The organism is Mesonia sp. HuA40 (genome assembly GCF_008017835.1).
GTDB lineage: Bacteria > Bacteroidota > Bacteroidia > Flavobacteriales > Flavobacteriaceae > Mesonia.
In genome coordinates, this window is record NZ_VRLT01000029.1 from 115,237 (window position 1) to 140,327 (window position 25,091).

Annotated in this window: 26 protein-coding genes and 1 pseudogene; 4 read left to right on the plus strand and 23 right to left on the minus strand. The window is 35.8% G+C overall.

Annotation, left to right across the window (positions count from 1 at the left end; all coding sequences use genetic code 11):
- Positions 1 to 3: 3 nt before the first annotated feature.
- The 6 genes from FT993_RS06785 to FT993_RS06810 are packed head-to-tail and all read right to left on the minus strand — an operon-like array spanning position 4 to position 4,560.
- A complete protein-coding gene (locus FT993_RS06785; protein ID WP_147861789.1) occupies positions 4 to 699 on the minus strand; it encodes an ABC transporter ATP-binding protein in 696 nt (231 codons plus the stop codon).
- A gap of 3 nt (positions 700 to 702) precedes the next feature.
- Positions 703 to 2,178: a DUF5687 family protein gene (locus FT993_RS06790; protein WP_147861790.1), complete on the minus strand. Its 1,476-nt coding sequence runs from the start codon at positions 2,176 to 2,178 to the stop codon at positions 703 to 705.
- A gap of 51 nt (positions 2,179 to 2,229) precedes the next feature.
- The gene (locus FT993_RS06795; RefSeq protein ID WP_147861791.1) at positions 2,230 to 2,916 is read right to left on the minus strand and encodes a hypothetical protein; all 687 of its coding nucleotides are present in this window, start codon (positions 2,914 to 2,916) and stop codon (positions 2,230 to 2,232) included.
- Positions 2,913 to 3,617 (minus strand): hypothetical protein, encoded by a 705-nt coding sequence (locus tag FT993_RS06800; RefSeq protein WP_147861792.1) that lies wholly within the window; start codon positions 3,615 to 3,617, stop codon positions 2,913 to 2,915. Before FT993_RS06800 ends, FT993_RS06795 begins: the two co-directional genes overlap by 4 nt.
- Positions 3,614 to 4,219, minus strand: a complete 606-nt coding sequence (locus FT993_RS06805; RefSeq protein WP_147861793.1) for a hypothetical protein — start codon at positions 4,217 to 4,219, stop codon at positions 3,614 to 3,616. Before FT993_RS06805 ends, FT993_RS06800 begins: the two co-directional genes overlap by 4 nt.
- Positions 4,219 to 4,560, minus strand: a complete 342-nt coding sequence (locus FT993_RS06810) for a PadR family transcriptional regulator (RefSeq protein ID WP_147861794.1) — start codon at positions 4,558 to 4,560, stop codon at positions 4,219 to 4,221. The genes FT993_RS06805 and FT993_RS06810 overlap by 1 nt, the downstream gene beginning before the upstream one ends.
- Positions 4,561 to 4,690: 130 nt before the next feature.
- Here FT993_RS06810 and FT993_RS06815 point away from each other — a divergent pair, with 130 nt between their 5' ends.
- Positions 4,691 to 5,743 carry a ferredoxin--NADP reductase gene (locus tag FT993_RS06815; protein ID WP_147861795.1) on the plus strand — a complete coding sequence of 351 codons (1,053 nt, stop codon included), beginning with the start codon at positions 4,691 to 4,693 and terminating at the stop codon, positions 5,741 to 5,743.
- Between the two features lie 94 nt (positions 5,744 to 5,837).
- Here the strand turns inward: FT993_RS06815 and FT993_RS06820 are convergent, their stop codons facing one another.
- The 7 genes from FT993_RS06820 to FT993_RS06845 all read right to left on the minus strand — a co-directional run bounded on the left by FT993_RS06820 (position 5,838) and on the right by FT993_RS06845 (position 11,165).
- Positions 5,838 to 6,053, minus strand: a complete 216-nt coding sequence (locus FT993_RS06820; RefSeq protein WP_147861796.1) for a PLDc N-terminal domain-containing protein — start codon at positions 6,051 to 6,053, stop codon at positions 5,838 to 5,840.
- Between the two features lie 29 nt (positions 6,054 to 6,082).
- Positions 6,083 to 6,259, minus strand: coding sequence for a hypothetical protein (locus tag FT993_RS12295; RefSeq protein WP_187240773.1), 177 nt, complete (start codon positions 6,257 to 6,259; stop codon positions 6,083 to 6,085).
- Positions 6,259 to 7,302, minus strand: a complete 1,044-nt coding sequence (locus FT993_RS06825; protein ID WP_255504439.1) for a glycosyltransferase family 9 protein — start codon at positions 7,300 to 7,302, stop codon at positions 6,259 to 6,261. Before FT993_RS06825 ends, FT993_RS12295 begins: the two co-directional genes overlap by 1 nt.
- A 48-nt stretch (positions 7,303 to 7,350) precedes the next feature.
- Entirely contained in the window at positions 7,351 to 7,959 is a 609-nt protein-coding gene (locus FT993_RS06830) for a DUF4254 domain-containing protein (RefSeq protein ID WP_147861797.1), read from the minus strand.
- A 101-nt stretch (positions 7,960 to 8,060) separates the two neighbouring features.
- The gene (locus tag FT993_RS06835) at positions 8,061 to 9,053 is read right to left on the minus strand and encodes a DNA adenine methylase (RefSeq protein ID WP_147861798.1); all 993 of its coding nucleotides are present in this window, start codon (positions 9,051 to 9,053) and stop codon (positions 8,061 to 8,063) included.
- Between the two features lie 559 nt (positions 9,054 to 9,612).
- Positions 9,613 to 10,248, minus strand: a complete 636-nt coding sequence (locus FT993_RS06840; RefSeq protein WP_147861799.1) for a hypothetical protein — start codon at positions 10,246 to 10,248, stop codon at positions 9,613 to 9,615.
- Positions 10,245 to 11,165 carry a DUF6427 family protein gene (locus FT993_RS06845; protein ID WP_147861800.1) on the minus strand — a complete coding sequence of 307 codons (921 nt, stop codon included), beginning with the start codon at positions 11,163 to 11,165 and terminating at the stop codon, positions 10,245 to 10,247. Before FT993_RS06845 ends, FT993_RS06840 begins: the two co-directional genes overlap by 4 nt.
- Positions 11,166 to 11,211: 46 nt before the next feature.
- Here FT993_RS06845 and FT993_RS06850 point away from each other — a divergent pair, with 46 nt between their 5' ends.
- Positions 11,212 to 11,457: a uracil phosphoribosyltransferase gene (locus FT993_RS06850; protein WP_147861801.1), complete on the plus strand. Its 246-nt coding sequence runs from the start codon at positions 11,212 to 11,214 to the stop codon at positions 11,455 to 11,457.
- Here FT993_RS06850 and purD read toward each other — a convergent pair.
- Positions 11,454 to 12,725, minus strand: a complete 1,272-nt coding sequence (gene purD / locus FT993_RS06855) for a phosphoribosylamine--glycine ligase (protein ID WP_147861802.1) — start codon at positions 12,723 to 12,725, stop codon at positions 11,454 to 11,456. The two genes, FT993_RS06850 and purD, sit on opposite strands and share 4 nt — an antisense overlap.
- Positions 12,726 to 12,804: 79 nt before the next feature.
- On the opposite strand from purD, the gene FT993_RS06860 reads away from it, so the two are divergent.
- Both FT993_RS06860 and FT993_RS06865 read left to right on the plus strand, forming a co-directional pair.
- On the plus strand, positions 12,805 to 14,112 hold the full coding sequence (locus FT993_RS06860; RefSeq protein WP_147861803.1) for a phenylacetate--CoA ligase family protein: 1,308 nt from the start codon (positions 12,805 to 12,807) through the stop codon (positions 14,110 to 14,112).
- Positions 14,109 to 15,275 carry a glycosyltransferase family 4 protein gene (locus tag FT993_RS06865; RefSeq protein WP_147861804.1) on the plus strand — a complete coding sequence of 389 codons (1,167 nt, stop codon included), beginning with the start codon at positions 14,109 to 14,111 and terminating at the stop codon, positions 15,273 to 15,275. The genes FT993_RS06860 and FT993_RS06865 overlap by 4 nt, the downstream gene beginning before the upstream one ends.
- Positions 15,276 to 15,281: 6 nt before the next feature.
- Here FT993_RS06865 and FT993_RS06870 read toward each other — a convergent pair whose 3' ends face one another.
- From FT993_RS06870 to FT993_RS06910, 9 genes and pseudogenes are all read right to left on the minus strand, one after another.
- Positions 15,282 to 16,634: an undecaprenyl-phosphate glucose phosphotransferase gene (locus FT993_RS06870; protein ID WP_147861805.1), complete on the minus strand. Its 1,353-nt coding sequence runs from the start codon at positions 16,632 to 16,634 to the stop codon at positions 15,282 to 15,284.
- Positions 16,635 to 16,645: 11 nt separating this feature from the next.
- Entirely contained in the window at positions 16,646 to 17,638 is a 993-nt protein-coding gene (locus tag FT993_RS06875; RefSeq protein WP_147861806.1) for a UDP-glucuronic acid decarboxylase family protein, read from the minus strand.
- Positions 17,639 to 17,661: 23 nt separating this feature from the next.
- A complete protein-coding gene (locus FT993_RS06880) occupies positions 17,662 to 19,077 on the minus strand; it encodes a UDP-glucose 6-dehydrogenase (RefSeq protein ID WP_147861807.1) in 1,416 nt (471 codons plus the stop codon).
- A gap of 3 nt (positions 19,078 to 19,080) precedes the next feature.
- Positions 19,081 to 19,836: a WecB/TagA/CpsF family glycosyltransferase gene (locus tag FT993_RS06885; RefSeq protein ID WP_147861808.1), complete on the minus strand. Its 756-nt coding sequence runs from the start codon at positions 19,834 to 19,836 to the stop codon at positions 19,081 to 19,083.
- Positions 19,837 to 19,864: 28 nt separating this feature from the next.
- Complete coding sequence (locus FT993_RS06890) at positions 19,865 to 21,025, minus strand: hypothetical protein (RefSeq protein ID WP_147861809.1); 1,161 nt, start codon at positions 21,023 to 21,025, stop codon at positions 19,865 to 19,867.
- Entirely contained in the window at positions 21,009 to 22,286 is a 1,278-nt protein-coding gene (locus tag FT993_RS06895) for an O-antigen ligase family protein (protein ID WP_147861810.1), read from the minus strand. The genes FT993_RS06890 and FT993_RS06895 overlap by 17 nt, the downstream gene beginning before the upstream one ends.
- A pseudogene (locus FT993_RS06900) lies at positions 22,286 to 22,795 on the minus strand (DapH/DapD/GlmU-related protein); the annotation flags it as partial. The pseudogene FT993_RS06900 and the gene FT993_RS06895, both read right to left, overlap by 1 nt.
- Entirely contained in the window at positions 22,780 to 23,844 is a 1,065-nt protein-coding gene (locus FT993_RS06905) for a glycosyltransferase family 4 protein (protein ID WP_147861812.1), read from the minus strand. The gene FT993_RS06905 and the pseudogene FT993_RS06900, both read right to left, overlap by 16 nt.
- 8 nt (positions 23,845 to 23,852) lie before the next feature.
- The gene (locus tag FT993_RS06910) at positions 23,853 to 25,091 is read right to left on the minus strand and encodes an oligosaccharide repeat unit polymerase (RefSeq protein WP_147861813.1); all 1,239 of its coding nucleotides are present in this window, start codon (positions 25,089 to 25,091) and stop codon (positions 23,853 to 23,855) included.

A 25,091-nucleotide genomic window follows, 5' to 3' on the forward strand; every position in this document is an offset into this window, starting at 1 on the left:
AGGTTATTTATTGAAATAGGCTTCTAATTCTTCTAAAGTAGCTTGACTGGTTTGAATGTCTTTTACCGGTTCCCCTTTGTCTAAAACCACAATGCGCTCACAAACTTCGGTTACATGAATCAAATCGTGACTCGAAATTAAAATGGTGGTTTCGGTGTTTTCATCTAAATCTTTTATAATCTTCTTTAAGCGTATTTGTGTAGTGGGATCTAAATTGGCAAAAGGTTCATCTAAAATCACCACATCTGGTTGACCAATAAGTGCAGCGATGATGCCAACTTTCTTCTGGTTCCCTTTAGATAGGTCGCGCAAATATTTCTTTTTTTGTAGAATTTCATCCTGAAAAAAATCTTCAAACTCAGCTAATAGCGCATCTACCGCCGTTTTACTTTGGCCGCGCAACTCTCCTATAAAGTAAAAGTATTCTTCAGCGGTTAGGTAGCCTATTAAAAAAGACTCGTCTATAAAAGCAGCAGTAAAGGGTTTCCAATCTTCACTGGCATCTATGCGTATCGTATTGCTTACAATATGCCCAGTGGTAGGTTGTATCAAATCGAGCAAAAGGCTAAAAAAAGTGGTTTTACCAGCGCCATTATTTCCTACCAAACCAAAGCTTTGACCTTTAGGAATTTCTAGATGCTCAATATGCAACACCTCATCTTGATTGTATTTTTTGGATAAGTTTTCTACGCGAATCATAGTTTATTTTTTTTCATTAAAAGCCGCAATGGTTTTGTATTTTCCTTTTTGGTATATGGATTCTATTTTGTTTAAGAAAAATGATTTAAGCATCAAGCCAATCAATCCGCTTAAAGCTAAAGCCAATAAACCTGCATTAAAATTTATCAGTTTATAAGGTATGTAAAAAATAAGCATTGGGCCAAGCATTTTAGGTAGTGCAATAAGCAATTGAGTCGGGTTAAAGCCTTGTGTATTACCAAAGGCTTTTGCTTTAACATTTAGCTCTACTGGTACTCGGTTTAAAGCACCTCCAAAAAGCGTAATAAACGAATTTAAACCAATATTAAAAATTGCCCCTGCTGCTATCATCGCATAAATATCCCAGCCAAAATAAATGTACGGCGTAGCAAGAATAAATGAAATAATTACAGCTACCAGCATAAGGTACCATTTAGACTCGAGGTATTGACGGTAAGGTATATTTTGACTCATAAGTAGCTTATAATATTCGCTGTCCCAAGAAGGTACCAATTGCCCGTAAGAGAGTAAAAAGCCACCCGTAATAAACACAGAAGCAAATACTAAAAAGGCGGGACTATCGCTATATGTTTCTTGTGTGTAAAAAATAAGACCATAAAACAAAAACAGAAAAGACATAAATAAAACTTGCTTTGGTCGTGCGTTACGAAGGATGAGTTTGAGGTCGTTTTTTAAAAATGGTGCCATTTTTCCGAACCGATTTAAAAAGGAGAATTCTTGGGTTTTCACCAATTTCTTTTCTTTACGGATTGCATCATCTAAATAAAAACTTTTTCGTACAAATGCATAGTTTCTGCGGTATAAGAGCACTAACAACAGTAAGGGGATAAGAAAGGCATACCATAGGCTGTACATTTTATTAAAAAACTCTCCTGCCAAAACGGTGATGTCATAAATATTAAAATAACGCAGCGCAGCAAAACTGAAGATAATACTCACTAAGCCATAAAAATAAGTGTTGTTTTTATTGATGAGAAAGTTTAAATAATTCAGCGAAAGCGTGAAAAGAATCATAGCTACCAACCAGCCCATCACTTGTATTAACGGGTAAGCTTCTACTAGTAAAATTATGGCAAAAGGAATAAAAAAGAAGAGCGGCAACCAATTAAAGAACGACCAACTGGTTTTGGCCAATAAATAATGTATTATGGTAGACCTTTTAACCGGAACAAGCATAAAGGGTTTAATATTCATTACCGGTAATTGTTGTAAAAAAAAGCGATAGGTTAAATCTAATAAAAACCAAAAAATTAGATAATTGTTTACAACGACTATAGGGTCTAACTGAGGAAATGACTTTTGTATTAAATAATAAGCAACCAATCCTAAACTGGTAAAAGCAGCTATAAAATAAAGAGCTGCTAAAAGGAGTACTATTTTAATACCAATGCCTTTTTGAAAAGAAGACGAGCGTTTAAACTGCTTCCATTCAAAAGATAAAAATTGTGAATACCGCATAGTGAATGATTTACAGTATTAGTATAAAATTTGTGATAATGTTACAATTTTCTAAACGATTTCTGGATAAACTTCGCGTAAAATTTTATTTTTCTGCTTGGGGATTATCACCAGAACAATATAATGCACTAAGGATACAAGACTTATAATTAGCGATGTAGCCAGAGCCACATATAAGTTAGAAAAAACCTGAGCATCTACAATCAGAAATTGATAAAACCATATGTAACTAAAAGACCCTATTTGTCCGCTTCTATTAATAATCACCTCTAGAAGCAATGGTTGCTTAGCGGATTGATTTTTCTTTAATTGACGTGAGCGTTTTCCTAGCAGAAAAACATATAAAAAGAATTCTATAACTAAAAAGGTGGCTACCCCGTAGAAACCATAAGGCAATTGAAAAAGCATGGTGAATATAAAGAGGAAAAACGCCATACTAAACCAAACCTTTGGAATTTTACAAAATTGATAAACTTCATTCCTGATCAATTTCCAATATCGTTTGGTCATTTGTTTTTCGCGTTCTTCTACCACCTCTAGAAAGCCAAAAACCCCAAATTTCTTAAACTCTATATCTAAAGCCTGCTCGAAATCTAAGTCAGGATTTGCTGCCCATTGCGCTTCTATGCCATTGGCCAAATGATCAACGAGCTCGGTTTGTACATCGTAATAATCGACAAAATGTGCTCGGGTAAACGCATAAAGCTGTTCGATATGTGTTGCTCTTAGCTTTTTCATACCTTTTTCAAATTTAAAAATGAACTTAGTTCAAGCGTATGTTTTTTCGCTATTTGATACCAGTAATAATGACGATAACACAACCAAAAAAAGAGCTGTATACTAACAATCCACCCTAATTGTGCCACCCATAGACCAGAGAAAAAATTATAGGCCCCTATGATTCCGAATAATAAACTATGCAACCAACTGAATGCGCTTACACGATGGGTTAAAAGCATTTGTAAACAGGCTAATTTATCTTGTTGCTTAACTAGTTTTTTATGTTGAAAGATTTTATTTTGATTGTACAAAAACCCCAAAAAAGTGAACAATAGTACTATAGGTACTAGCATTAATAACAATATATAATCTAACCAGTTTATAAAAATAAAAGCAAAACCACTTAGCATAATGTTAAGCAGTAGTACACCCCTGATTTGCATAAATTTTAAAAAACCTTGTTGCTGTAGCTTTTTGAATTTTTGCGTATAATGATTCTGGGTTTCCTGTACAATTTCGGCAAAACCCATCACCCCAAATTTCTTAAACTCTATATTTAAAGCCTGCTCAAAATCTAAGTCAGGATTTGCTGTCCATTGTGCTTCTATGCCATTGGCCAAATGATCAACGAGCTCGGTTTGTACATCGTAATAATCGACAAAATGTGCTCGGGTAAAGGCATAAAGCTGCTCAATATGTGCGGCACTTAGCTTTTTCATGATACGCTTTCTATAAATTTCATACGTTGCGTTTGTTGGTAGTAGAGATATAGTCCCGAAACATTAAACCAAATGTAAAAGCCCAATAAGTAAAGGTTCCAATTACTGGCATTAGGGTTGAAAAATTGAAGCGAAAAATAATCAAAAGCGAAGATAAGCATCATTAACTTATACTGATACAATGTTTTTTTACCGATGTTTTTTCTACCCCAGACCATCCAAAAAACAGAAAATAAAGCCAACAGTAATATCGGGAGAATCAGATACTGTTTTATGGTGTAATGTATCCCAAAATAACTAAACGCATAAACTACTGCGCTCACGAAAATGACCCTTACGTTAAATGCCTTTTTTAATAACTGGCTTAAGACTAACCAAAATGCACGGGTTTCAGATTTTTCGTAACGCTTAAGCAAATCAGTTTTATGTTTGATCATGTAATTTTTAAAGTGGTTATAAAAATCGAATGAACCGCTTTCTTTTTCCGCTTCAAGCGAACTGGCGATATGATCTACATACTCTGCACGTACATCATCATAAAGCACCCCAGAATTCTTGAGGTAGCGGTCTATAAATTGTATTTGCTCTAAATTTAAAGGCATTAAGAACTCAATTTGGTTTTGGGCAATAGTAAAGCCTGCATGGTTGATAAGTATCGTTCTAATTCGGCTAATTTGCCAATACTTTCTTGAGTTCCTTTTTCGGTGAGTTTATAGTATTTTCGCAAACGATTATCTACCTTTTTCACCTCTATATCAAGTAAACCATCTGCTTCCAACTTATGCAAAGCCGGGTAAAGCGCCCCTTCTTTAATTTGCAATTCATCTTGTGTAAGTTGTTTTACTTTTTGAGTAATTTCATACCCATACATCTTGCCTTCATCGGCTAAGAGCTTTAGAATGATGGTTGACAAACTGCCTTTATATAGCTTAGAGTTACTCATAAAACCAATTAACTTGAATAACAAAAATATAAAATTATTACATACATAAGTAACTTAGGTATAAAATTTTGATTGCTTTAGGTTTATTAAGCCAATGTATATTGTATTTTTACGGAAAAAATAGAATACCGTGAAAAACTTTCATTCGCTACCTGTAAAAGAAATCATTAGAGAAACACCCCGAGCCGTGAGTCTTGTTTTTGAGATTCCCGAAGCCTTAAAAAATGTTTTTTACTTTGAATCGGGGCAATACATCACCATAAAAAAAGAGTTTGATGGGCAAGAAATAAGAAGGTCCTACTCTATTGCATCTGTGCCCGGAAGAGATTATATTAAGGTGAGTGTTAAAGAAGTAGCCGGCGGTTTATTTTCTACCTATGCCAACAGAGAACTTCAAGAAGGTGATGTGTTAGATGTTTTTCCGCCAGAAGGTAAATTTGTCTACCATCCCCCCACCGATGATAAACCTAACGAGTATGCTGCTTTTGTCGCTGGAAGCGGAATTACTCCCGTTATTTCTATTTTAAAAAGTGTACTTAAAAAAGAAGCGCACAGTAAGTTTGTGTTGGTTTACGGGAATAAAACCCCTCAAGAAACCATCTATTTCAAAGAGCTGTTGGCCATTCAGCAAGAGTTCCCCGATCGGGTTTTTATCGAGTTTGTTTACAGTCAAGCCAAAGACAAAGATTCATTTTTTGGGCGAATAGAACGCAGTACCGTTAATTTCGTGCTGAATAACAAATTTAAAAACCACCAGTTTAAAGATATTTATTTGTGCGGTCCCGAGCCCATGATCGATTTGGTTAAAGGCGTATTGCTAGAGCATGAAATTGAAGAAGAACGCATTCATTTTGAACTCTTTACCTCTACCGAAACCGGAGAAATTGAGGCCAACTTAGACGGTAAAACCAAAATAAAGGTTATTGTAGATGATGAGGAGTTTGAGTTTGAAATGGACCAAAAAGAAAGTATTCTCGATGCCGCATTAGATGAAGATATCGATGCGCCTTATTCTTGTCAAGGTGGAATTTGTAGTAGCTGCATCGCTCGTATAAAAGAAGGAAAGGCAGAAATGATGAAAAATCAAATTCTTACCGATGAAGAAATCGAAGAAGGCCTTACCTTAACTTGTCAAGCCCACCCTACCACAGCCAAAATCATTATAGATTTTGATGATGTTTAATAGTGGTAATTAAATCATAAAAAATAGGCTACCTTCTTTTAGGTAGCCTATTTTTTATGATTCAAATTGGTGTTCGGTGTTCATCTTACCGCTTCTACGCTTCAAGGGGTTTAGCCTTCTTATTTAAAGCCATATTACCAAAATAAATAAGGCTTCCTAAAATAGCAAACATCAGCGCCACCAAAACCCAAAGTACTTTAGCAATACTATTCTTTTCGTTTTTAAGAATAAAAAATAAACTAACTCCAAGACAGAGTACATAGAAAAGTAAAAAAAGTGAAATTGTTGTTGAAGAAATTATATTCATCATTGTTTATTTTAAAATATCAACATACATTATTAGAGTAAAACACGATAAAATTTCGCAATTACATAGATAACAAATACTACGCTTATGATGGCCAAGCGTCGTTTTTGATTGGCATCTAATTCTTTATAACGCCAAAGATTAATGGCGATATAAAGTACAGAAATGCCAAGTATTAGATAGGTTAAAATCGGGTTTGAAAAATCCATTAGTTTAGCTTTACCACTTGTAGCAGTGTTTTAATTAATTGGTTTTGATCAATATCATGCATGACTTGCTCATAGCCCGGCAATATTTTATTTCCGTAAATAGAGGTAGGCAAGAGCGGATACTTTTCTAAGCTAGGGGTAAACTGAAGTTGCTCAGTTTGTTTAAATGGTGCAAATCCTGCGAAAGGATGAGTAGCGCCCCATAGCGTGATCACCGGCACTTCATAAAGCGCTGCTAAATGACCATTACCACTATCCATCGCAAGCATAGCATCTAAATGCGCTATAATGGCTAATTCTTCGCTAAAAACCTGTTTTCCTGCCAAATTTATGGTGTTTGGTATTTCTTTTTCCCATTGGTCAAGTTGCTCAATTTCCTTTTTACCTCCTCCAAAAAGCAATACGCTAAACCGATTGGTTTTTGCTATTTTCAGCAATAATTCACGCATTAAATGTATAGGGTACATCTTGGCCTCGTGAGCTGCAAATGGAGCCACACCAATCACCTTTTTATCGCTTTCGCTGAAATATTCTTGTGCAGCAGCAGATAGACTTGGTTTTATTACTGGTAAATCGGTATTTAAGTCGATAGGAAAACCCAAATCAGCAAATACATCGGCATAACGCTGATGCGTTGTTTTTAGGGGCTTAATCTGTTTTTTTTGGTGTTGGATTAGCTTTTTCTTCTCTGCCCTGCCTTTATCAATTCTAGCTACTTTTATTCCGTAAGTTTTTAAAAAAAAATCTATAATCTGCGTTCGCAATACTTGGTGTAAATCGGCTACAGCATAAGGCTTAAGCTCTTTTAACTGCTTAGCCAAACGTCTCAAACCTAAAATTCCTTTGTGCTCTTGCTTAACTTTTGCCGCAATAACTTGTGTATGCGGCAGCTGATTAAAAATTGGGGCAAAAAAGCTTTTAGTAACCACGCTAAGCCTTACTTCTGGGTATTGCTGCAGCAATCTACCCAAAACCGGCACGCTCATAGCAACATCTCCCATGGCCGACAGCCGCAAAACCAATATGTGCTTTTCTTTGCTCAAAATATTCTTTGTGGAACTGAATAAATCCGTGAAAACGGCATTGCAGCTTTACTTTTTACCGCGCAAGACCGGATTTAACTCCTCGTCATTGTACATTTTCATCTGCTTGTATACCTTCATATACTTGTCGCCTTTTTCAATATCAGACAAAAGTTGGTTAATGGCTGTAGACAAATCTACGCGTTGCTCTAAAAGCACATCTAATTTTGCCTTACAAGCCATTTGATGCTCTTGTGAAGCGTCTGTACGATTGGCTTCCTCGTTCATATGGTATATTTTTAAGGCTAAAATAGACAAGCGATCTACACCCCAAGCCGGGCTCTCGGTATTAATCGTGGCATCTGGTTTAGGGGTTACTTCTTTGTATTTTTCTAAGAAGTAAGAATCAATATACTCTACCATATCGGTACGATCTTGGTTAGAGGCATCAATTTGCCTTTTTAGTTTTAAGGCAGAAACGGGATCAATTTCTGGATCGCGAATAATGTCTTCATAATGCCACTGTACCGTATCTATCCAACATTTGCGGTATAACAAGTGCGCTAGCAAATCATCTTTTTCATCATACGGGTTGGTAAATGGTTGATCTACAGTATTTATCTCGTGGTATTTTTCTATAACTTCCTGAAAAATAGCGTTGGCTTTGTCTGAAAACATATTCTAAGTTTTTACTTTTATTAAAAGCGCAAAAATACGCAATATTTAACAAACCTACTGCAATTTTAATGAAAAGCCCCTATCGCCAATTTTATAAGAATTTATTTTACCAAAATATGCAGATATTCTTCTGTTGCGGTAGCTTTATGATTTCTGTTTTGCGTTTTATCGGCTTTAAAGCGTTGGTATTGTTTGGCAACCAAACGATATGTGCCGTACTTCTGCATAATCTCTTTTACCTGATCGCTGGGCATAAGGCCTTCATTATTATAACTTAAAAAGATGTAGTTAAAGTTGGCTTGTGCTATTAAGGCTTCAAACTCTTGCGCTACCTTTGATTTCTTACAGTAATTCGATTTGTAGTATTCTCGTAGCCCGGTCTTGCCTTTCGGCTCAAAGCGATCATAGCGAGCAATGGTGTTAAGCAAGTGGTAATTGGCCCCATATTGCCGCGCATTATAAGGCGGATCTAAATACAAAATATCGCCAGAAATTCGCTTAATCAAAACATTGGCATCTTCTTGAAATACCTGATGTTGCCGGGTTGTTTTATCAAAATCTGCTGGTTCTAGAACCAAAGGCTTGGCAGCCGATTTTTTAATTTTTTTGAGAAAAGCACCATACACCGATGCCGTATTGGCTACTTTATCTGCACTTTCTAGCAAACTCGCTAGTAAAAAGAAATAGGTAGAGGCATCTAATTGCGACTCTAATTGCTGAAGTTGCAGCCGCATACCATCTATTTTTTGTGCGTTTGCCTGCGTAAAAAACAACCGATTACCCGAACCATTTTCTCCATATTCTTCGGCAATAAATCCATTTACTGGAGTCGCCTGCTGTAAGCTTTCAATTAGTTCACGCTTTCGCGGAATTTCTTGATGGTTGCCAATATAATTTTGCAACAAAACATAGCTGTAATATTCTACATCATTGGCAATAATTTGTTTTACCAAAGGTTTAAAGCTACGTCCTACCCTTCCTGTACCCGCAAACAAATCGCAGAGTATCATATCATCTATTGCTCCTTCAACTGTATTTTTAACCTGCTCTACAATCCAGGCTGAGAGTCTATTTTTAGAACCGATGTAATTCACGCATCAAAAATTTAAATGCAAAAATACCCGATCAATTCTAAAACTTGGGTTTAAACCAAAATTTGTTTTGTTTAATCTTAATTTAATGCCCAACCTAGTTCAAATTCAGAATCTAATTATATAACTAATTGTAGCTGAACTATTTTCTTCAAATTGAATTTTTTCCATTTTTTGTTTGAGGAAACTGCTTGAATTACCAAATAATGGTATGATTGCTATTTTGTTGGATATTTAAAGCCAGCAGACAACATACCAACTACTAAGAAAACCCGTACTGAGTCCACAGTGAGTCTACCATGAGTCCACTAAATAGTGGAGAAAGGTACATTCGCCATAGATTCAATATAGAATGAGGCTTGCGCCAGTACGCTTTAGTATTGGTTTGACTGGGAGTATGTATATTTAAACACTAAAGTAGTAATACAGATGCTTCAGATATTTTTTTGTTAGTAAGAAAACAGCATTACTATGGTAAGGGTTGGCAGGTTACTCGCTGTAAAACCAAATTCGGTAAGCGCTACACTCTATCTATCCATTGAGCTATAGCCTATTGGATAGTTTATGCCGTAACCCAAATAATATCTGACCAAGCTTTATGATTTTCCAGCTCTACCAATACTAAGTTCTCTTTTGAGAATGTACTTAAGTACTTAAAAACTGCTTTTTTAAGTTTAGGTAAATCAGCTTTGAGTTTCCAGTGTTCACCATCTTGATTATGCACTACTATAAACAATCGGTTGGCAAGATGTTTTCGCTGTTGCTGACTTTGATTTTGGTACAGCCAATAAATTAAATCTGCTTTATGCTTTTGGGCGTAATACAAGGTTGATTTGTATTTTTTAGGAAAAATACTGGTTTTGTGGTCAAAATCTATTCCGTAAAGGCTAAAATCGACCAATCTGTTTTTGTGATTTAATGCTGGAACTACAAATTCTGATTGGCAAAATAAGCGTTCTACTAGCATTGCACTCCAGAAATTATACCAGCGATTAGCGGCGTAGTAAAACAACTCGCGCTTATCCACCTCATAAGCGTCTACACTAAGTTTTATAAGCTCTATAAGCTCCTGCCAAACTGGTGTTTTATAAATAAAATTGGTCATGGCGTCCCACTGGTCATTTTGTTTGCGTAACCACTGGTAGGGGTAATCCCATCGATTTTTTAACTGCTCGGCAACGAAAGCCTCGTCGATCATATTAAGAAATTATAAGCCAAGCCTAATATAGTTAAAAAAAGGAGCACACTTTCACTTTTCCACTTGGTTTTTGTTTGGGTAACCCAAATTGATGCCATTAAAACCAAGGGTAAAAACAAATAGATAAAATTCTGGATAAGAAATTGCTCTTGGAAAACCGCCATAAATCCACCAAACATCAAAAGCAATAAGACCAATCGATAATATATTTTTTGACTACTCTGACTCTTCTGTATGGCAGCCAGCAGACCAAAAAATCCTAGCAATAGTAAAAAACCCATCAAACCTAGTGGGAAGATAAAGTTTAAATCATTATTCCAATCAAAATTGATAGTCCATTCAGGCCACAATAGCAATCGGGTATCATCATACCCCAATAAAGAAATGGCCATTACAATTAGCCAGACTGCTAAGCAAGCCAAGATTGGAATAAAATAATGGGTAATTTGGTTGGGACTAAAAAACAGAATACTCAAATAAGCAAAAAGTAAATAAATATAAAGCTGTGGATTAAAAGTTGCCGCAATAACTAGAAAAAATGAAAGGTCAAATAGCTTTTTACCAAAATGCTGCACATCTTGCATGCCAAATAAAATACGTAAAGCAATCATCCAAAAACCATAAGCCAGTAAAGCTTGATGATCGTTAAAGATGGGATAAAAACAGATTATACCAAGTACAAAAATAAGCACGGCGTAGGTGTTCTTTTGTGCAAATGCTTTGGTTTTCACCACTGCATTCAGGTATAAAAAAGCAACTACCAACCCTAAAAAACCAACTACTGGCAATAAATAGTTCAGCCAGGTTTGGCTTCCCTCTACTTCAATTTTTTGTACTGCCAAATATTGCACCAAAAGCAACACCAATAAAACCAGAAAGTTTATAGGTTTAGAATTTTTAAAAAAGCTTGTTAACATGGCTAATTTTAGTACTTTTGTATAAAGTAATACAACAATTTTTACGATGAAAGATTTTTTTCAATTTATAGCTTCTTTATTTGAAGACGTATTGTTTCTTCCTTTTTATGCTTTAGCCGATTTAGAATTAGAAAATTGGTTTTTAGCGAATGGAGTAAACTGGTTATTTGTGCTTATAGCCGCCATGGCCTTTGGTTACTGGATGGTACAATTAAAGAAATTTAACCAAAATGATACCGAAGACCGCAGCGTTAAAGCGCATTCCTTTTTAGGAAAAGACGCTCAATATTAATTGAGGTCTTTCCCTAAATCTTTTCTATAGTACATCTTATCAAAGTGTATTTTTTGTGCACTTTGGTAAGATTTTTTTAGTGCTGCATCAAAGTTCTCTCCAAATGAGGTTAAAGCGATCACGCGACCACCATTGGTTTGCAGTTCATCTTTGCTCATTTTAGTGCCGGCGTGAAATACAATTGATTCTTTTACCTCATCAATTCCTGTAATTACTTTACCTTTTTCATAAGCTTCGGGGTACCCACCTGAAACTAGCATAACCGTAGCTGCTGTATCTGGGTTCACCTCTAATTCAATATCTTTTAATTCTTGCTTAGCGGCAGCCTCCAACAACTCAACAAGATCTGTGTTTATTCGGGGGAGTACCACTTCGGTTTCGGGATCACCCATACGCACATTATATTCAATTACAAAAGGCTCATCTCCTACTTTAATTAATCCTATAAAAATAAAGCCCGTATAGGCTATATCTTCTTTCTTAATTCCTTCTACCGTTGGTTTTACGATACGCTCTTCTATTTTTTGCATAAAAGTATCATCGGCAAAAGGAACAGGAGAAATAGCTCCCATGCCTCCGGTATTAAGACCGGTGTCTCCTTCTCCAATACGCTTATAGTCTTTTGCAGTAGGCAATATTTTATAATCTTTACCATCAGTCAAAACAAACACACTTAACTCTATTCCCGACAGAAATTCTTCGATAACCACGGTTTCACTGGCTTGCCCAAACTTACCACTTAACATGTGCTCTAGTTCATCTTGAGCGTCTTGCAAATCGTCTAAAATCAATACTCCTTTACCAGCCGCTAATCCATCTGCTTTTAAAACATAGGGCGCATCTAATTCGGTTAAAAACTGCTTCCCTGCTTCCAGGCTTTCACTTGTAAAGCTTTGGTAAGCTGCGGTGGGTATATTATGCATAGCCATAAACTCTTTGGCTCGCTCTTTACTCCCCTCCAATAGAGCTCCTTTTTTTGACGGCCCCACAAAAAGAATATTGCTCAAAGCCGCATCTTCTTTAAAGAAGTCATAAATACCATTTACCAATGGGTCTTCTGGTCCAACAACGACCAACTGAATGTCTTTGCTTAAAACCAAATCTTTAACTGCCTCAAAATCATTTACATTTAAGGCAACATTGGTAGCAATTTCGGCTGTTCCGGCATTTCCTGGTGCCACGTATAGTTTATCGCATAATTTGCTTTTTGCTATTTGATATGCAAACGCGTGCTCTCTTCCTCCAGAACCAATTATTAAAATATTCATTTTGTTTGTTTTTGTGTGTGGCATCAAAAATAATTGTTTGTAAATTGACGCCCTAATGTTTTTCTAAAAAATAAGTAGTTTGAACTGGTTTGACACCATATTAAAAGTTAAAGGATTTCCAATTGAGCAAGCTCAAAAACACTTAAATTATATTCAGTCTATACCAGAAGAAAAGTACGAATCATTCCTTGAAAAGCAAAAACAAGCTATTTTAAAGCATCATTTACAACATACTCCTTTTTATCAAGAACACACTGCTAGGCACAAGATAAATCGATGGGAAGACATACCTATTTTAACCAAAGCCGATTTACAGCGCCCACTAAAAGAACGACTTAGCACAGCCTATACTACTAAAAACGTGTATATCAATAAAACCTCAGGATCTAGTGGCCATCCCTTTGTTTTTGCTAAAGATAAATTTTGTCATGCTATGACTTGGGCAATTATTTTTAATCGTTTTGGTTGGTTTGGTCTAGATTTTAATACTTCGTTACAAGCACGTTTTTATGGTATACCTTTAGAGAAAATGGGATATTATAAAGAGCGTATTAAAGACAAGTTTGCCAATCGGTACCGCTTTACTATTTTCGATTTAAACGATGAAAAGCTTGCTGAATTTCTTGCAAAGTTTTACAACAAAGCATTTGATTATATTAACGGTTATACCAGCTCTATCGAGCTTTTTGCAAAATACCTAGCAAAAAAAAATATCGTATTAAAAAAGGTTTGTCCCAGTTTAAAAGTGTGCATTGTTACCAGTGAAATGCTTTTTCCCGAAACCAAGCAATTACTGGAGAATCAATTTGGTGTACCCGTAGTGAACGAATATGGTGCTAGCGAACTCGATTTAATAGCTTTTCAAAACCAGCAGACACAATGGGTGTTAAACACCGAAACGCTGTATGTTGAAATTGTAGATGAAAATGGTGCCATTTTACCTCCAGGCCAAGAAGGACGCATTATTGTAAGTTCATTATTCAATAAGGCCCATCCGTTCATCAGGTACGATTTAGGCGATATTGGTGTGCTTTCACCAAATAGCAATGCTAAAAAAGCTTATTTAGAACGTCTAGTAGGACGAACAAATGATATTGCCCGTTTGCCAAGTGGTAAAGTGGTACCTGGACTCACATTTTATTACGTAACCAAAAGTATAATTGAAGACGATACCAATGTAAAAGAATTTGTTATACAACAAACCCAGCCCGACACCTTTGAAATTACCTATGCCGCTGTTGCGGATATTTCTATTGAGAAACAAAATCAAATCAAGAAAGCCGTCGAAAAATACTTGGAAAAAGGACTGCGCCTTAATTTAAAACGCGTACCATTCTTAAAACGAAAAAAAAGCGGCAAATTAAAGCAATTTGAATCTTTGGTATGAAAGCAATAACCCTTATTACCAATTATTTTCCGCCAGAAACTGGCGCGGCTTCCAATCGGATAGCTCAACTGGCTCTCGGGCTTCAAAAAAGAGGCTATTCGGTACGGGTTATTTGTCCGCTTCCTAATTATCCAAAAGGCAGAATCTTCGAAGGTTATAGAGGAAAATTAATGCACATCGAGCATTTTGAAGGTATCCCAGTTACCCGATTGTATATTTTCCCGAGCAATTCCAACCAAAAGTTTAAACGGCTTTTCGCTATGCTTTCTTTTTCATTTAGCTTAGGGGTTTATAGGCTTCTACATTCAAGAAAGTTTGCAGAAAAGATTATTATTCAAAGTCCGCCGCTGATTCTATCGGCATCGGCATTGTTTTTCTTTAACCGTAACAAACGCAAATTGATTTTAAATGTTTCTGATCTTTGGCCTAGTGCAGGTCTAGAATTGGGTGCACTACAGAAAGGCCGCATGTATGCGTTATTAGAGCGTTTAGAGCGCTATATTTACAAGAAAGCGCACCTGGTTTTAGGGCAATCAAAAGAAATTATTGCGCGAGTGCTTGAAGTAAACCCAAAACAGCAAACCTTTTTGTACCGCAATTTACCACAAGCTAGTCGGTTGAATTTTGATAGCGATGAATCGGATGTCGAACAACCCATAAAACTTGTTTATGCGGGATTGTTAGGAATTGCACAAGGCATTGTAAAACTTTGCGAAAATATAGAGCTGGGTAATCACGAATTGCATATTTATGGTGGAGGTGCAGAGCAGCAGGCCTTGCAAGATTATTTAAAAAATAGCGAGAAACCTATCTTTTACCACGGTGAAGTATCTCGCAAGCATTTGTTAAAGCAACTTGGCAGTTATGATTTAGCCATTGTGCCGCTTACCCGTGCCATTTATGGCTCTACGCCTAGTAAAATTTATGAAATGGCATTAGGCGGTCTACCTATGCTTTATTTTGCAGGTGGCGAAGGAGAGCAGGTGATGCAAGACTATGAATTGGGTTATGTGGTTGAGCCGGGAGACTTTCAAGCATTAAATCGCTTACTTGTAGATTTAAAAAAGAATGAGCTTAAACAAATGAGTGAAAAAATCCGCGAAAGCGCCGCTCAGCATTTTAACCTAGACCTTCAACTAGATGCGCTAGTTCAACTATTATAAGATTATTTAGTAGGCTTTATCTTCCCCCCGAATAGCGTTATATACCGTTTGAAAAATAATCTTAAGATCTAATAAAAGTGACCAATTTTCTAGATAAAAAATATCATATCTCACACGGTTAATGATATCGTTCTCGGTTTCTACTTCACCTCTAAAACCACTGGTTTGGGCCAAGCCTGTTATTCCTGGTTTTATAAAGTGTCTCACCATAAACTTGTCTATTCGTTCTGCATACATATGCGTATGGCTTACCATGTGCGGACGTGGTCCCACTACAGACATATCGCCTAAAAGCACATTGTAGAACTGGGGCAATTCATCCATACTGGTTTTTCGTAAAAACTTACCTATTTTCGTAATGCGTTTATCACCGCGTTTTACCTGATGTAAATCGGCTTGCGGATTTTCGCGCATCGACCTGAATTTATAACAGTTAAACTCTTTATAGTTAAGTCCGTTGCGTTTTTGCCTAAAAAACACTGGCCCTTTTGAGCCTAACTTGATAAAAATGGCTAAAATAGGTGTTAACCAAGACAGTAAAAAAACAATTACGAAAAGAGAAAAAACAATATCGAAAATACGTTTTAAAAGCTGGTTAAAAGGCTCTTGTAATGGAATGTCACGTAACGACAAGATGGGCAAATACCCATAATAATCCATTTTTAATTGACGGGTATAAACGTCTTTATTATCGGGTAAAAATTTTAGCTGTTTTAAATTGTTATCGGCAAAATCTATCAACTCATTGATTTGTTGGTTACTCAAAGAGGTTACCGAACAGTAAATCTCATCGATCTTATTGTCGATAATGAATTTTAAGCATTTTTCAAACGAGCTGTCTTTTTCTTGAATAGCTAGAAGCCCTTTACAATGGTAGCCATAAGAAGGATTGGAGGTAAAGAATTTCTTTAAGGCTTGTGTATGCTTATTTTCACCAAGAATTACAGTGGTTCTATAATTGCCACCTAAAAATTTTCGGTAACGTTTAAGCAAGTAAAAAACCAGTAATTTTACGCTAATGATACTAAGATATAAGCAAGCTAGATACTCAAAAATTATCGTTCTTGGTCTGGATAGGTCTTCAAAAAAACCAAAAAAGGAAAAAACAATTAGAGAAAATAAACCAATTTGCACCAATGATTTGGAGAGTATTCGAAAACCCTTTGTAAAACGGTAGACTTCATAAAAACCTGTATTTACAGATAATAGTAGCCACCCCACCGAAACAAAAAGCGTAAAGTTTAAAAAATCAATCGCTTGAAATTTAAAAATCAAGGCAAAGACCAAAATAAACCCCACATCGATAATATAGGTTAGTGGCCTTAAATAAGGTGAATATCTGCCTTGCCTTTTATTCATTTTTTATGCCTTTATTTACGAATATGTTTAGCAAAATCTTTGTGTTCTTTTTTGGTGAGTTCATCTTGCGACAAACCTTTGAAGAAATCATAGGTAATCTTCATTCCTTCGGCTCGGTTTACCTGTGGTTCCCAACCTAATATTTTCTTCGCACAGCTTATATCGGGTTGGCGTTGCATGGGATCATCTTGAGGTAATTCTTTATAAATTACCTTTTGTTTAGTGCCTGTGAGTTTTATAATCTCTTCGGCAAAATCTTTAATGCTTATTTCGTGCGGGTTACCAATATTAACCGGATACACATAATCGCTTAGCAACAACCTATAAATTCCTTCTATTTGATCGCTTACATAGCAAAAAGAACGCGTTTGCGAACCATCGCCAAAAACAGTGAGATCTTCTCCTCGTAGGGCTTGACCAATAAAAGCAGGAATTACTCTACCATCGTTGAGTCGCATTCGCGGACCATAGGTATTAAATATTCTTACAATACGCGTTTCTAGTCCGTGAAAACGGTGATAAGCCATTGTGATTGACTCTTGAAAACGCTTGGCTTCGTCATAAACCCCACGCGGACCAATGGTGCTAACATTACCATAATAAGACTCATTTTGCGGATGCACCAACGGGTCGCCATAAACTTCTGAGGTACTGGCAATTAATATTCTTGCTTTTTTCTCTTTTGCTAAGCCTAATAAATTATGCGTACCCAAAGAACCTACTTTAAGGGTTTGTATGGGAATTTTAAGGTAATCTATGGGGCTAGCCGGACTAGCAAAGTGTAAAATATAATCTAAGTTTCCCGGTACGTGCACAAACTTGGTAACATCGTGATGATAAAACTCAAATTGCTCTAAATGAAAAAGGTGTTCTATATTCTTTAGGTCGCCAGTAATCAGGTTATCCATTGCTATGACGTGAAAGCCTTCTTGGATAAACTTATCGCATAAATGCGAACCTAAAAATCCGGCTGCACCGGTAATTAATACTCTTTGCTTTGGCATAATTGTTTGCTTAAAGGTCTATTTTATAATTGTTTGGCGCTACTCCCTATCTGGTAGCATACAAAACCAATTTTTTCTAATTCTTCAAGGTTTAAAATTCCTCTACCGTCAAATACAAAAGCAGGTTTTTGCATTTGGTCATAAATTTTTTGCCAATCGTATGTTTTAAATTCGTCCCACTCGGTTAAAATAGCAATAGCATGGGCGTCTTTACAAGCCTCATACGGATTTTGATGAACTGTTAGACCGGCTTGATTAGCGGCACTAGGTCTTGTATTTAAGTAATCTAAATCGGTATACATTTGCTGGGCTTGTACCTTGGGGTCGTACACTGCAATTTGTGCCTGCTCATTAAGAAGCTCATCGGCCACATAGATGGCGGCAGACTCTCTGGTATCGTTGGTGTCTTTTTTAAATGCCCAGCCCAAAAAAGCTATCTTTTTACCCGATACCGTATTGAATAATGTACTGATGATATTGTGGGCAAACCTTCTTTTTTGATGATCGTTCATAAGAATTACTTGCTCCCAGTAATCGGCTACTTCGTTAAGGCCGTAGGTTTTTGCAATATAAACCAAGTTTAAAATATCTTTTTGAAAGCAAGACCCGCCAAAACCTACCGAGGCTTTTAAGAATTTTGCACCAATGCGAGAATCCATACCAATGGCACGTGCTACTTCATTAACATCGGCTTCGGTCTTTTCGCAAAGCTCAGACATGGCATTGATAGAAGAAACGCGTTGCGCCAAGAACGCATTGGCGGTAAGTTTAGAAAGCTCAGACGACCATACGTTGGTGGTTAAGATGCGCTCTTGAGGCACCCACTGCCCGTAAACACTAACCAAAGCTTCGATGGCTTCTTTACCTGCATCGGTGGTATTATCTCCACCAATGAGCACACGATCTGGGTTTAATAAATCGCTTACAGCGGTACCTTCGGCTAAAAATTCTGGGTTGGATAAAATTTGAAACTTAACCGAGCTACCGTTACCCGTATTATCTAAAATGCTTTTTATAGCCGATGCTGTTCTCACCGGTAAGGTTGATTTTTCTACCACAATTTTATCTGATGTAGCTACGCGAGCAATTTGGCGTGCACAAAGCTCGATATATTTTAAATCGGCTGCCATACCTTTACCTTTACCATAAGTTTTGGTAGGTGTATTTACCGAAATAAAAATCATATCCGCGGCAGCGATGGCTTCATCTACCTGAGTAGAAAAAAAGAGGTTTTTGCCTCTAGCTTGGGCTACAATTTCATCTAATCCTGGCTCGTATACCGGCAATTTGCTCAAGTCTTCATCATTCCAAGCGGCTATTCTTTGTTCATTGATATCTACTACGGTAACCTTTATAGCTGGACATTTTTGTGCAATTACGGCCATAGTTGGCCCTCCAACATAACCCGCACCTATACAGCAAATATTTTTTATCTTCATATCTTAAGTATTCTTTTTATTAAAGTTAAATTTAGCCTTTACCACCAGGCCAATAAATTTAGAATTGCCAATTAAATAGCGTTTCCACATACGTTTGGGCTCTTGCAAAAACCTGTAAAACCACTCTAAACCGCTTTTTTGCATCCATTTAGGAGCTCTTTTGGTTTTACCGGCCAATACATCAAAACTACCGCCTACCCCCATAATAAAGGGAATTTGTTTTAAAGCCTCACGATGGGTATGCAAAAATATCTCTTTTTTGGGAGAGCTAATGGCAACAAACAGCATTTTTGCTTTAGTGCTAACGATATCTTTTACAATTTGTTTTTCTTGCTCTTGAGAAAAATAACCATTTCTATATCCCGCAATCACGTTTGCATTGTAGGTTTGTTTAAATTTTTCGCTTAAAGCGGATACCACCTCTTCTTGGGCGCCCAATAAGTAAACACTATAAGCCTTTTGGTGTGCCATTTTAACCAGATTATCAAACAAATCTATGCCCGCCACCCGCTCTTTTAACGGCTGATTTAAAAGTTTTGCTGCCCAGATAACCGCTTGACCATCGGCATTGATGAGATCGGCTTCGTTTACGCTTTTTCGCAGCTGCTCATTCTTTTGCATGGCCACAATTTTACCTGCATTTACCACCGTGTGATGCAGGGGATTATTTTGTGCGATAGCCAGCTCTATACGTTGCAAGGTTTCTGCCATGCTTAAGTTGTCTATCTTGGTGTTGAGTATTTGAATGCGTTGGGCCATAGGGTATATGCAAATAAAAGCGTCAAAATTAGGGCTTATCTCCAGTATTCGAAAATTTATCGGGTGTTTTTAAATAAGCTAACTTGATTAGCAACAAATATATAGGTACAGAGGCATTATAGAAAAAATTACCTGTTATTAAAGGAACCGCTAAAAGCACCGCAAACCATAGTTTATCTTGGTGGGCTAGTTTAAAATTGAAGTAATACCTTAAAAAGAGATACAAATATAAGGGCGCTCCTAGAATACCAAAATACAGCCATAAGTCTATCAATTCTAATTGTGGTCGCAGCAACGGATTAGAAAGTCCGCCAATAAAATAATGAAGGCTTCGCCAGTTTTCTTGAATGTACGGAATGGTTTCTGTAAGTAATAAATCATCTCTATAAGAAAGTACTGCCGTTAACCAGCCCTCTTCTTTGCTGATTTCGGCAAACAAACTATGGTTAAATAAAACGTATACTCCAACCAAAAAAAACGTACTGATAAGACTTAAACTCCCTAAAACCCATTTTTTACTAATCTTTGCGTTTACCAAAAGCACCAAGCTGAATAAAAAAACGGCCAAGTAAACCGATTTGGTGCCAATTAATAATGAAGCAGCCAAGGTAAACCAAAACAGAGTTTGGTAATAAAATTTCTTTTTATAATAAAACACAAAGTAAAGCAAAGCGCTTAAATACAGGTAGGTTGAATTTGCCGAAGCCCAAACCAAACCATTGTAGCCCCAACGCTCGCCTTCATAAGATTTAAACCATTCTAATTGAAAAAGGGCCCCTAGTACTATAAGACTGTTGTTCAACCATAAAAAGAACTCCCAGAAGCTTGTTATTTTTCGGGTTTTATGTTTATCAAAAGACCTTAAATCTTTAAAATAGAGCAATAAAATCAAGAAAAACAAATAGCGAGCAAAACCAATTATAGCCATTGTAGTGAAAGCTTGAGGTAAAAAATATTGCCCCAAAACAAACCATAGCACCAGTAAAAAAATACCCAAAAGTTGTTGGGTACGGGTAAATAATAAACTCGTAAACATAAAAGCAAAAGCCAATAACTTGACCAGCTTCTGAAGATAAAACTCAGCCTCGATAATATGATAATACAATTTGTTTAGCGCCTCAATTCCTAAAAAAAGTAAGAGGAACCAAAAAAACACTTGGCTTTTATCTGGGTTAAGCCACTTTTTCATGCGTTTCTTTTTTATCGGCTTTAGCCAAAAATTCTGCATAGAAGAGTGTCCCGAAAAGGGCGACAAAATTAATACCCATATTTCTATCTAAAATATTTTCGACCATAAAGCACCAAAACAATATGGTGAGAAAGCATAAAAATAAAAGGTTTTGATGTTTAAAAGCAGATACACCGTTTTTAAAGAAATATAAAAGCAATAAAAGCACACTAAAAATTCCGAAACGCAACACATAGCCTATGTATTGATTGTGAGCGTTGTAACCTCGCTCTAAAGAATTATTCATATTGTATTTGGTGTACTGCTCTATTAAAACTTCATTTTCTGTACCCCCACCATAACCCAAAATTGGTTTATCCTGTATAAGCTCAAGGGCCACCTTCCATCTAGAAAAACGAGAATCTACCCTTTGTTTATTGTTAGTGTTAAAAGTACCTACGTTTTCTTGAAGTTCCCAGAAAGTTCCGTCAACTGTTTTATGATAGATGTAGGTTTTTTGCAGTAAGCTAAAGCTAAAAGCTAACAAAATAACAGCCGCTGTAATGAGCACAGCAAAGGTTTTAAAAGAAAGACTATGAATAAGATACAAAAGAATTAGCAGGGCATATACACCATAAATAATACGCGAAGCCAAAAAAACTATACACAAACTAAAAACCAAAAAGCCCAAGAATTTGAGTAAGCGCGGTATTTTGATTTTAGAAAAAAGTAAGATACTCAGGGCCATAGCCATATACATACCCATATAAATAGGATGCATATCAGGAAGAGGCTTGGTAAAATTGAAGTTGGTAAAAGTATGGTTGAGCAACCAGTGTAAAGGATAATCTGACTGACTATAATGATATATATTAATCGCTATTAAAGCAAAAGCTGATATAAAAGCACCGGCAAGTAAACCATAAGCCGCAAAATTTCTGAATAATTTTGGGGGTATATCTTTTCTAAACAAAAACAAAGGTGTTAGGCCTAAGAATATATATTTGCTTATTTCTTGAAAAGCTTCTTGTTTTAACGGACTATAAGTTACTCCCCATAAAAGCGGTATAAAAAACACCATAGGAGAAAACAAGAAGAAATAGATCAACTTGCCCTTTAACTGAAAGCCATGCAATGCAAACGACAATAAGGTGGTGACCACCAAACCAATTAAACCAATATTACTTATAGAGGTTTTAATAGGTAGAAAAAATGTGGCTACGACGATACAAATTAATGTTAAGCCTTTTAATATTTTATTTTTGTTTAATTCAAAACTCATCTTTTCTTTATCAATTTTGCTGGTACACCACCTACCACCGTAAAAGCATCTACATCTTTGGTTACTACCGCTCCTGCCCCTACAATGGCGCCCTCGCCTATCTCAACACCAGGCATAATAACTACATTTCTTCCTAACCAAGCTCCTTTTCTTATAGTTGGTGGTTGAGGCTTGGTATCTCCTTGATTTACAATACTTATATCGGTTTTTTGGTGTTGATGCGAAGTACTTAATATAGCCACATGCGGAGCAATTAAGACCTCGTCTTCAATAATCGCTTGCTGTATAAAAACATGTTCGTTAATTCTGCAATTCACCCCTATTCGAGTACCTAAGGTGTTTGAAAGATAAACATTGGGCTCTAATTTAGTTCTGCTATCGTATGGCATAAGCTTTAGTACTTTGGCAACGTAAGCTACCCTAATTTTATTACAAAACCCAATTAACCTAGAATGAGGTAAATGCTGTATAAAAGCGTAATAAAAAATTAACTTTATTTTTTGGAGCATAATTCTTTAAAGTTAGCATATAAATTGGCTGCCACCTGCTTAGTTTCATAGGTTTGTGCAGTAGCATAAGCTTTTTCCTGAATTTGGTTTTGTTTATCTATGGGTAAAGCTAAGTAATTTTTAATTTGTTGCACCACCTCTGGCACAGAATTAAATAAAAAACCATTTACTCCAGGTTGTACATAACCCGTAGCTCCTCCTATATTTCTGGCAAATAAGATACTTTTACAAGCCATGGCTTCTAAACCTACCAAGCCTAAGCTTTCTGGAAGTTCTGTAGGGAAAATAAAAAGTTCTGATTGTTGATAAATCTCGGCTAATTTTTCCTTTTCCTGAAAGCCTCTAAAGTCAATATCTTCTTTAAAAGGATTTTCTGCAATAGCATCGAGCAGCATTTTTTTCTGATTTCCATCTCCTGCAATAACCGCCCTAATGTTTATACCTGCTTTATTTAATTGGGTATAAATGGCTAAAAAATCTTGCCATCCCTTTCCTTCGTCTATTCGGGACACATAAGCCATTTGTAATGCTTTTCGTTTTGAAAGATCCGGATAAAACAAACCGGTATTAATTCCGCCAGACGGGTATACAAAAAAAGGGATATTAAGGCTTGGGTATCTATTTTGTACTACTTGTTTAAAATAGAAAGAAGGTACTACCAAAGCGTCTATATTTTTTAAGGTTCTATTTTGCCATTGGTCTAAAATTGAATTGGGTTTTATAGCACTTACATCAGAGCCGTGTAGGTTAAGCACCATGGGCTTTTTTTGCATCTGTTTATACCAGAAAATTAAAGGTAAATTATGAGTTAAAAAATGAACATACACCAAATTGTGTTGTCGATGAAAAACACTAAAAATAGCTTTTATATAGTACTTAGCATAAGTAAGCAGTTTTTGAATTGTTGAGCTGCGTTTTCCTTGAATAAGTATTTTTTGCGTAAATGTAGCTCCATTTTCTTGGAGTGCAAAGACCGTTTTTTTGACAAATACCCCAAACAACTTATCTGTTGCTGCTGGGTACATATTGGAAATTAGCTTAATTTTCATTTTTAGTATTAAATAAAGCGCTTAGAGGACTCTTTTAGCTTTTTAAAACTTACATTATAAACAAAAAATTTAAGAATAAATAGTGAGGTTACAATAAAGAAAAAAGGTATATCTACATAACCTGTATGAATGCATTTTAATAATGCAACTGCTACAATTCCGTAAAGTGCAATTATAAAAGGGTTTTTTCGTTTTATGATTAGCTTTCGCAAGGTTTCCATTAAAAGTGCAGCCAAGAAAAATCCAAGTCCAACAAAGAGATATCCTCCATCTACAAATAAAGCTCCTTGTAAGGTAGGAGTAATACTCCATGGCACTCCATCTGGTCTTTCTCTTGCACCAACAATATCTCCTATAATATTCCTAGCTGCCCACTGTGTCCCTGGTAGTAGAGTTAAAACATTTGCTGCGGCCAAACCTAAATACATAGGATCCCCTTCTTTTTCCTTAATTAAAATACTAACTATTTGCTGATCATATCTAAAAAGAGCCATAGTTGGAACTATAGGTTTTAAATAACTATTATTATCTAAAACTTCCTTATCAATACTCCTATAGTATTTACTCACATCATATTTTCTACTGACTCTAAAGGTAGCAATAGAGGACATAAGAGCTAAAAATAAAAATGCTCCTAAAAAAATTTTAAAAGAAAATATTTTTTTTAAATTATCTTGATAATCGTTTCTAACAGTATAAAAAACCATAAAAAAACCACCTAGTAAGGTTACTAATGGCGACCTATAACCTAAGGATAAAAATAAAAGAGCTTGAAATGCCAAAAAAAAGAAATGCCTTTTTTTTATTTTTTTGTTTTCCAATAAAATACTCGCATAATACGCAAGAGTAATTACTATAGAGATATAAACAAATAAACCTGTAATTACTGCAGGATTAAACCGAGCATCTTCCGAAAAAATTATTATTTGTCCGTTTCTAATATTGGTATAAATAATTGAAATTACAGTTATTGAATTAATTATAATAAATAATACTTTGATAATTTTATGTTTATCATAATTCAAACTTTTATCAGAAATTCTGAACTTTATAGTTCTAAAAAATATTGCCGAAAAAAAAAAGAAAAATAAACCTATTAGAAATAAGTAAATAACTTTAGTATCATCTAAATTGTCATTATAGATGGGGAAGTTTATAATTCCAATTAAATTAATTAATAAATAAATAAGTAAGAACACCCTAACTGTTGGGAATGGAGATATAGAAATTTTATTATTAGAATTCAT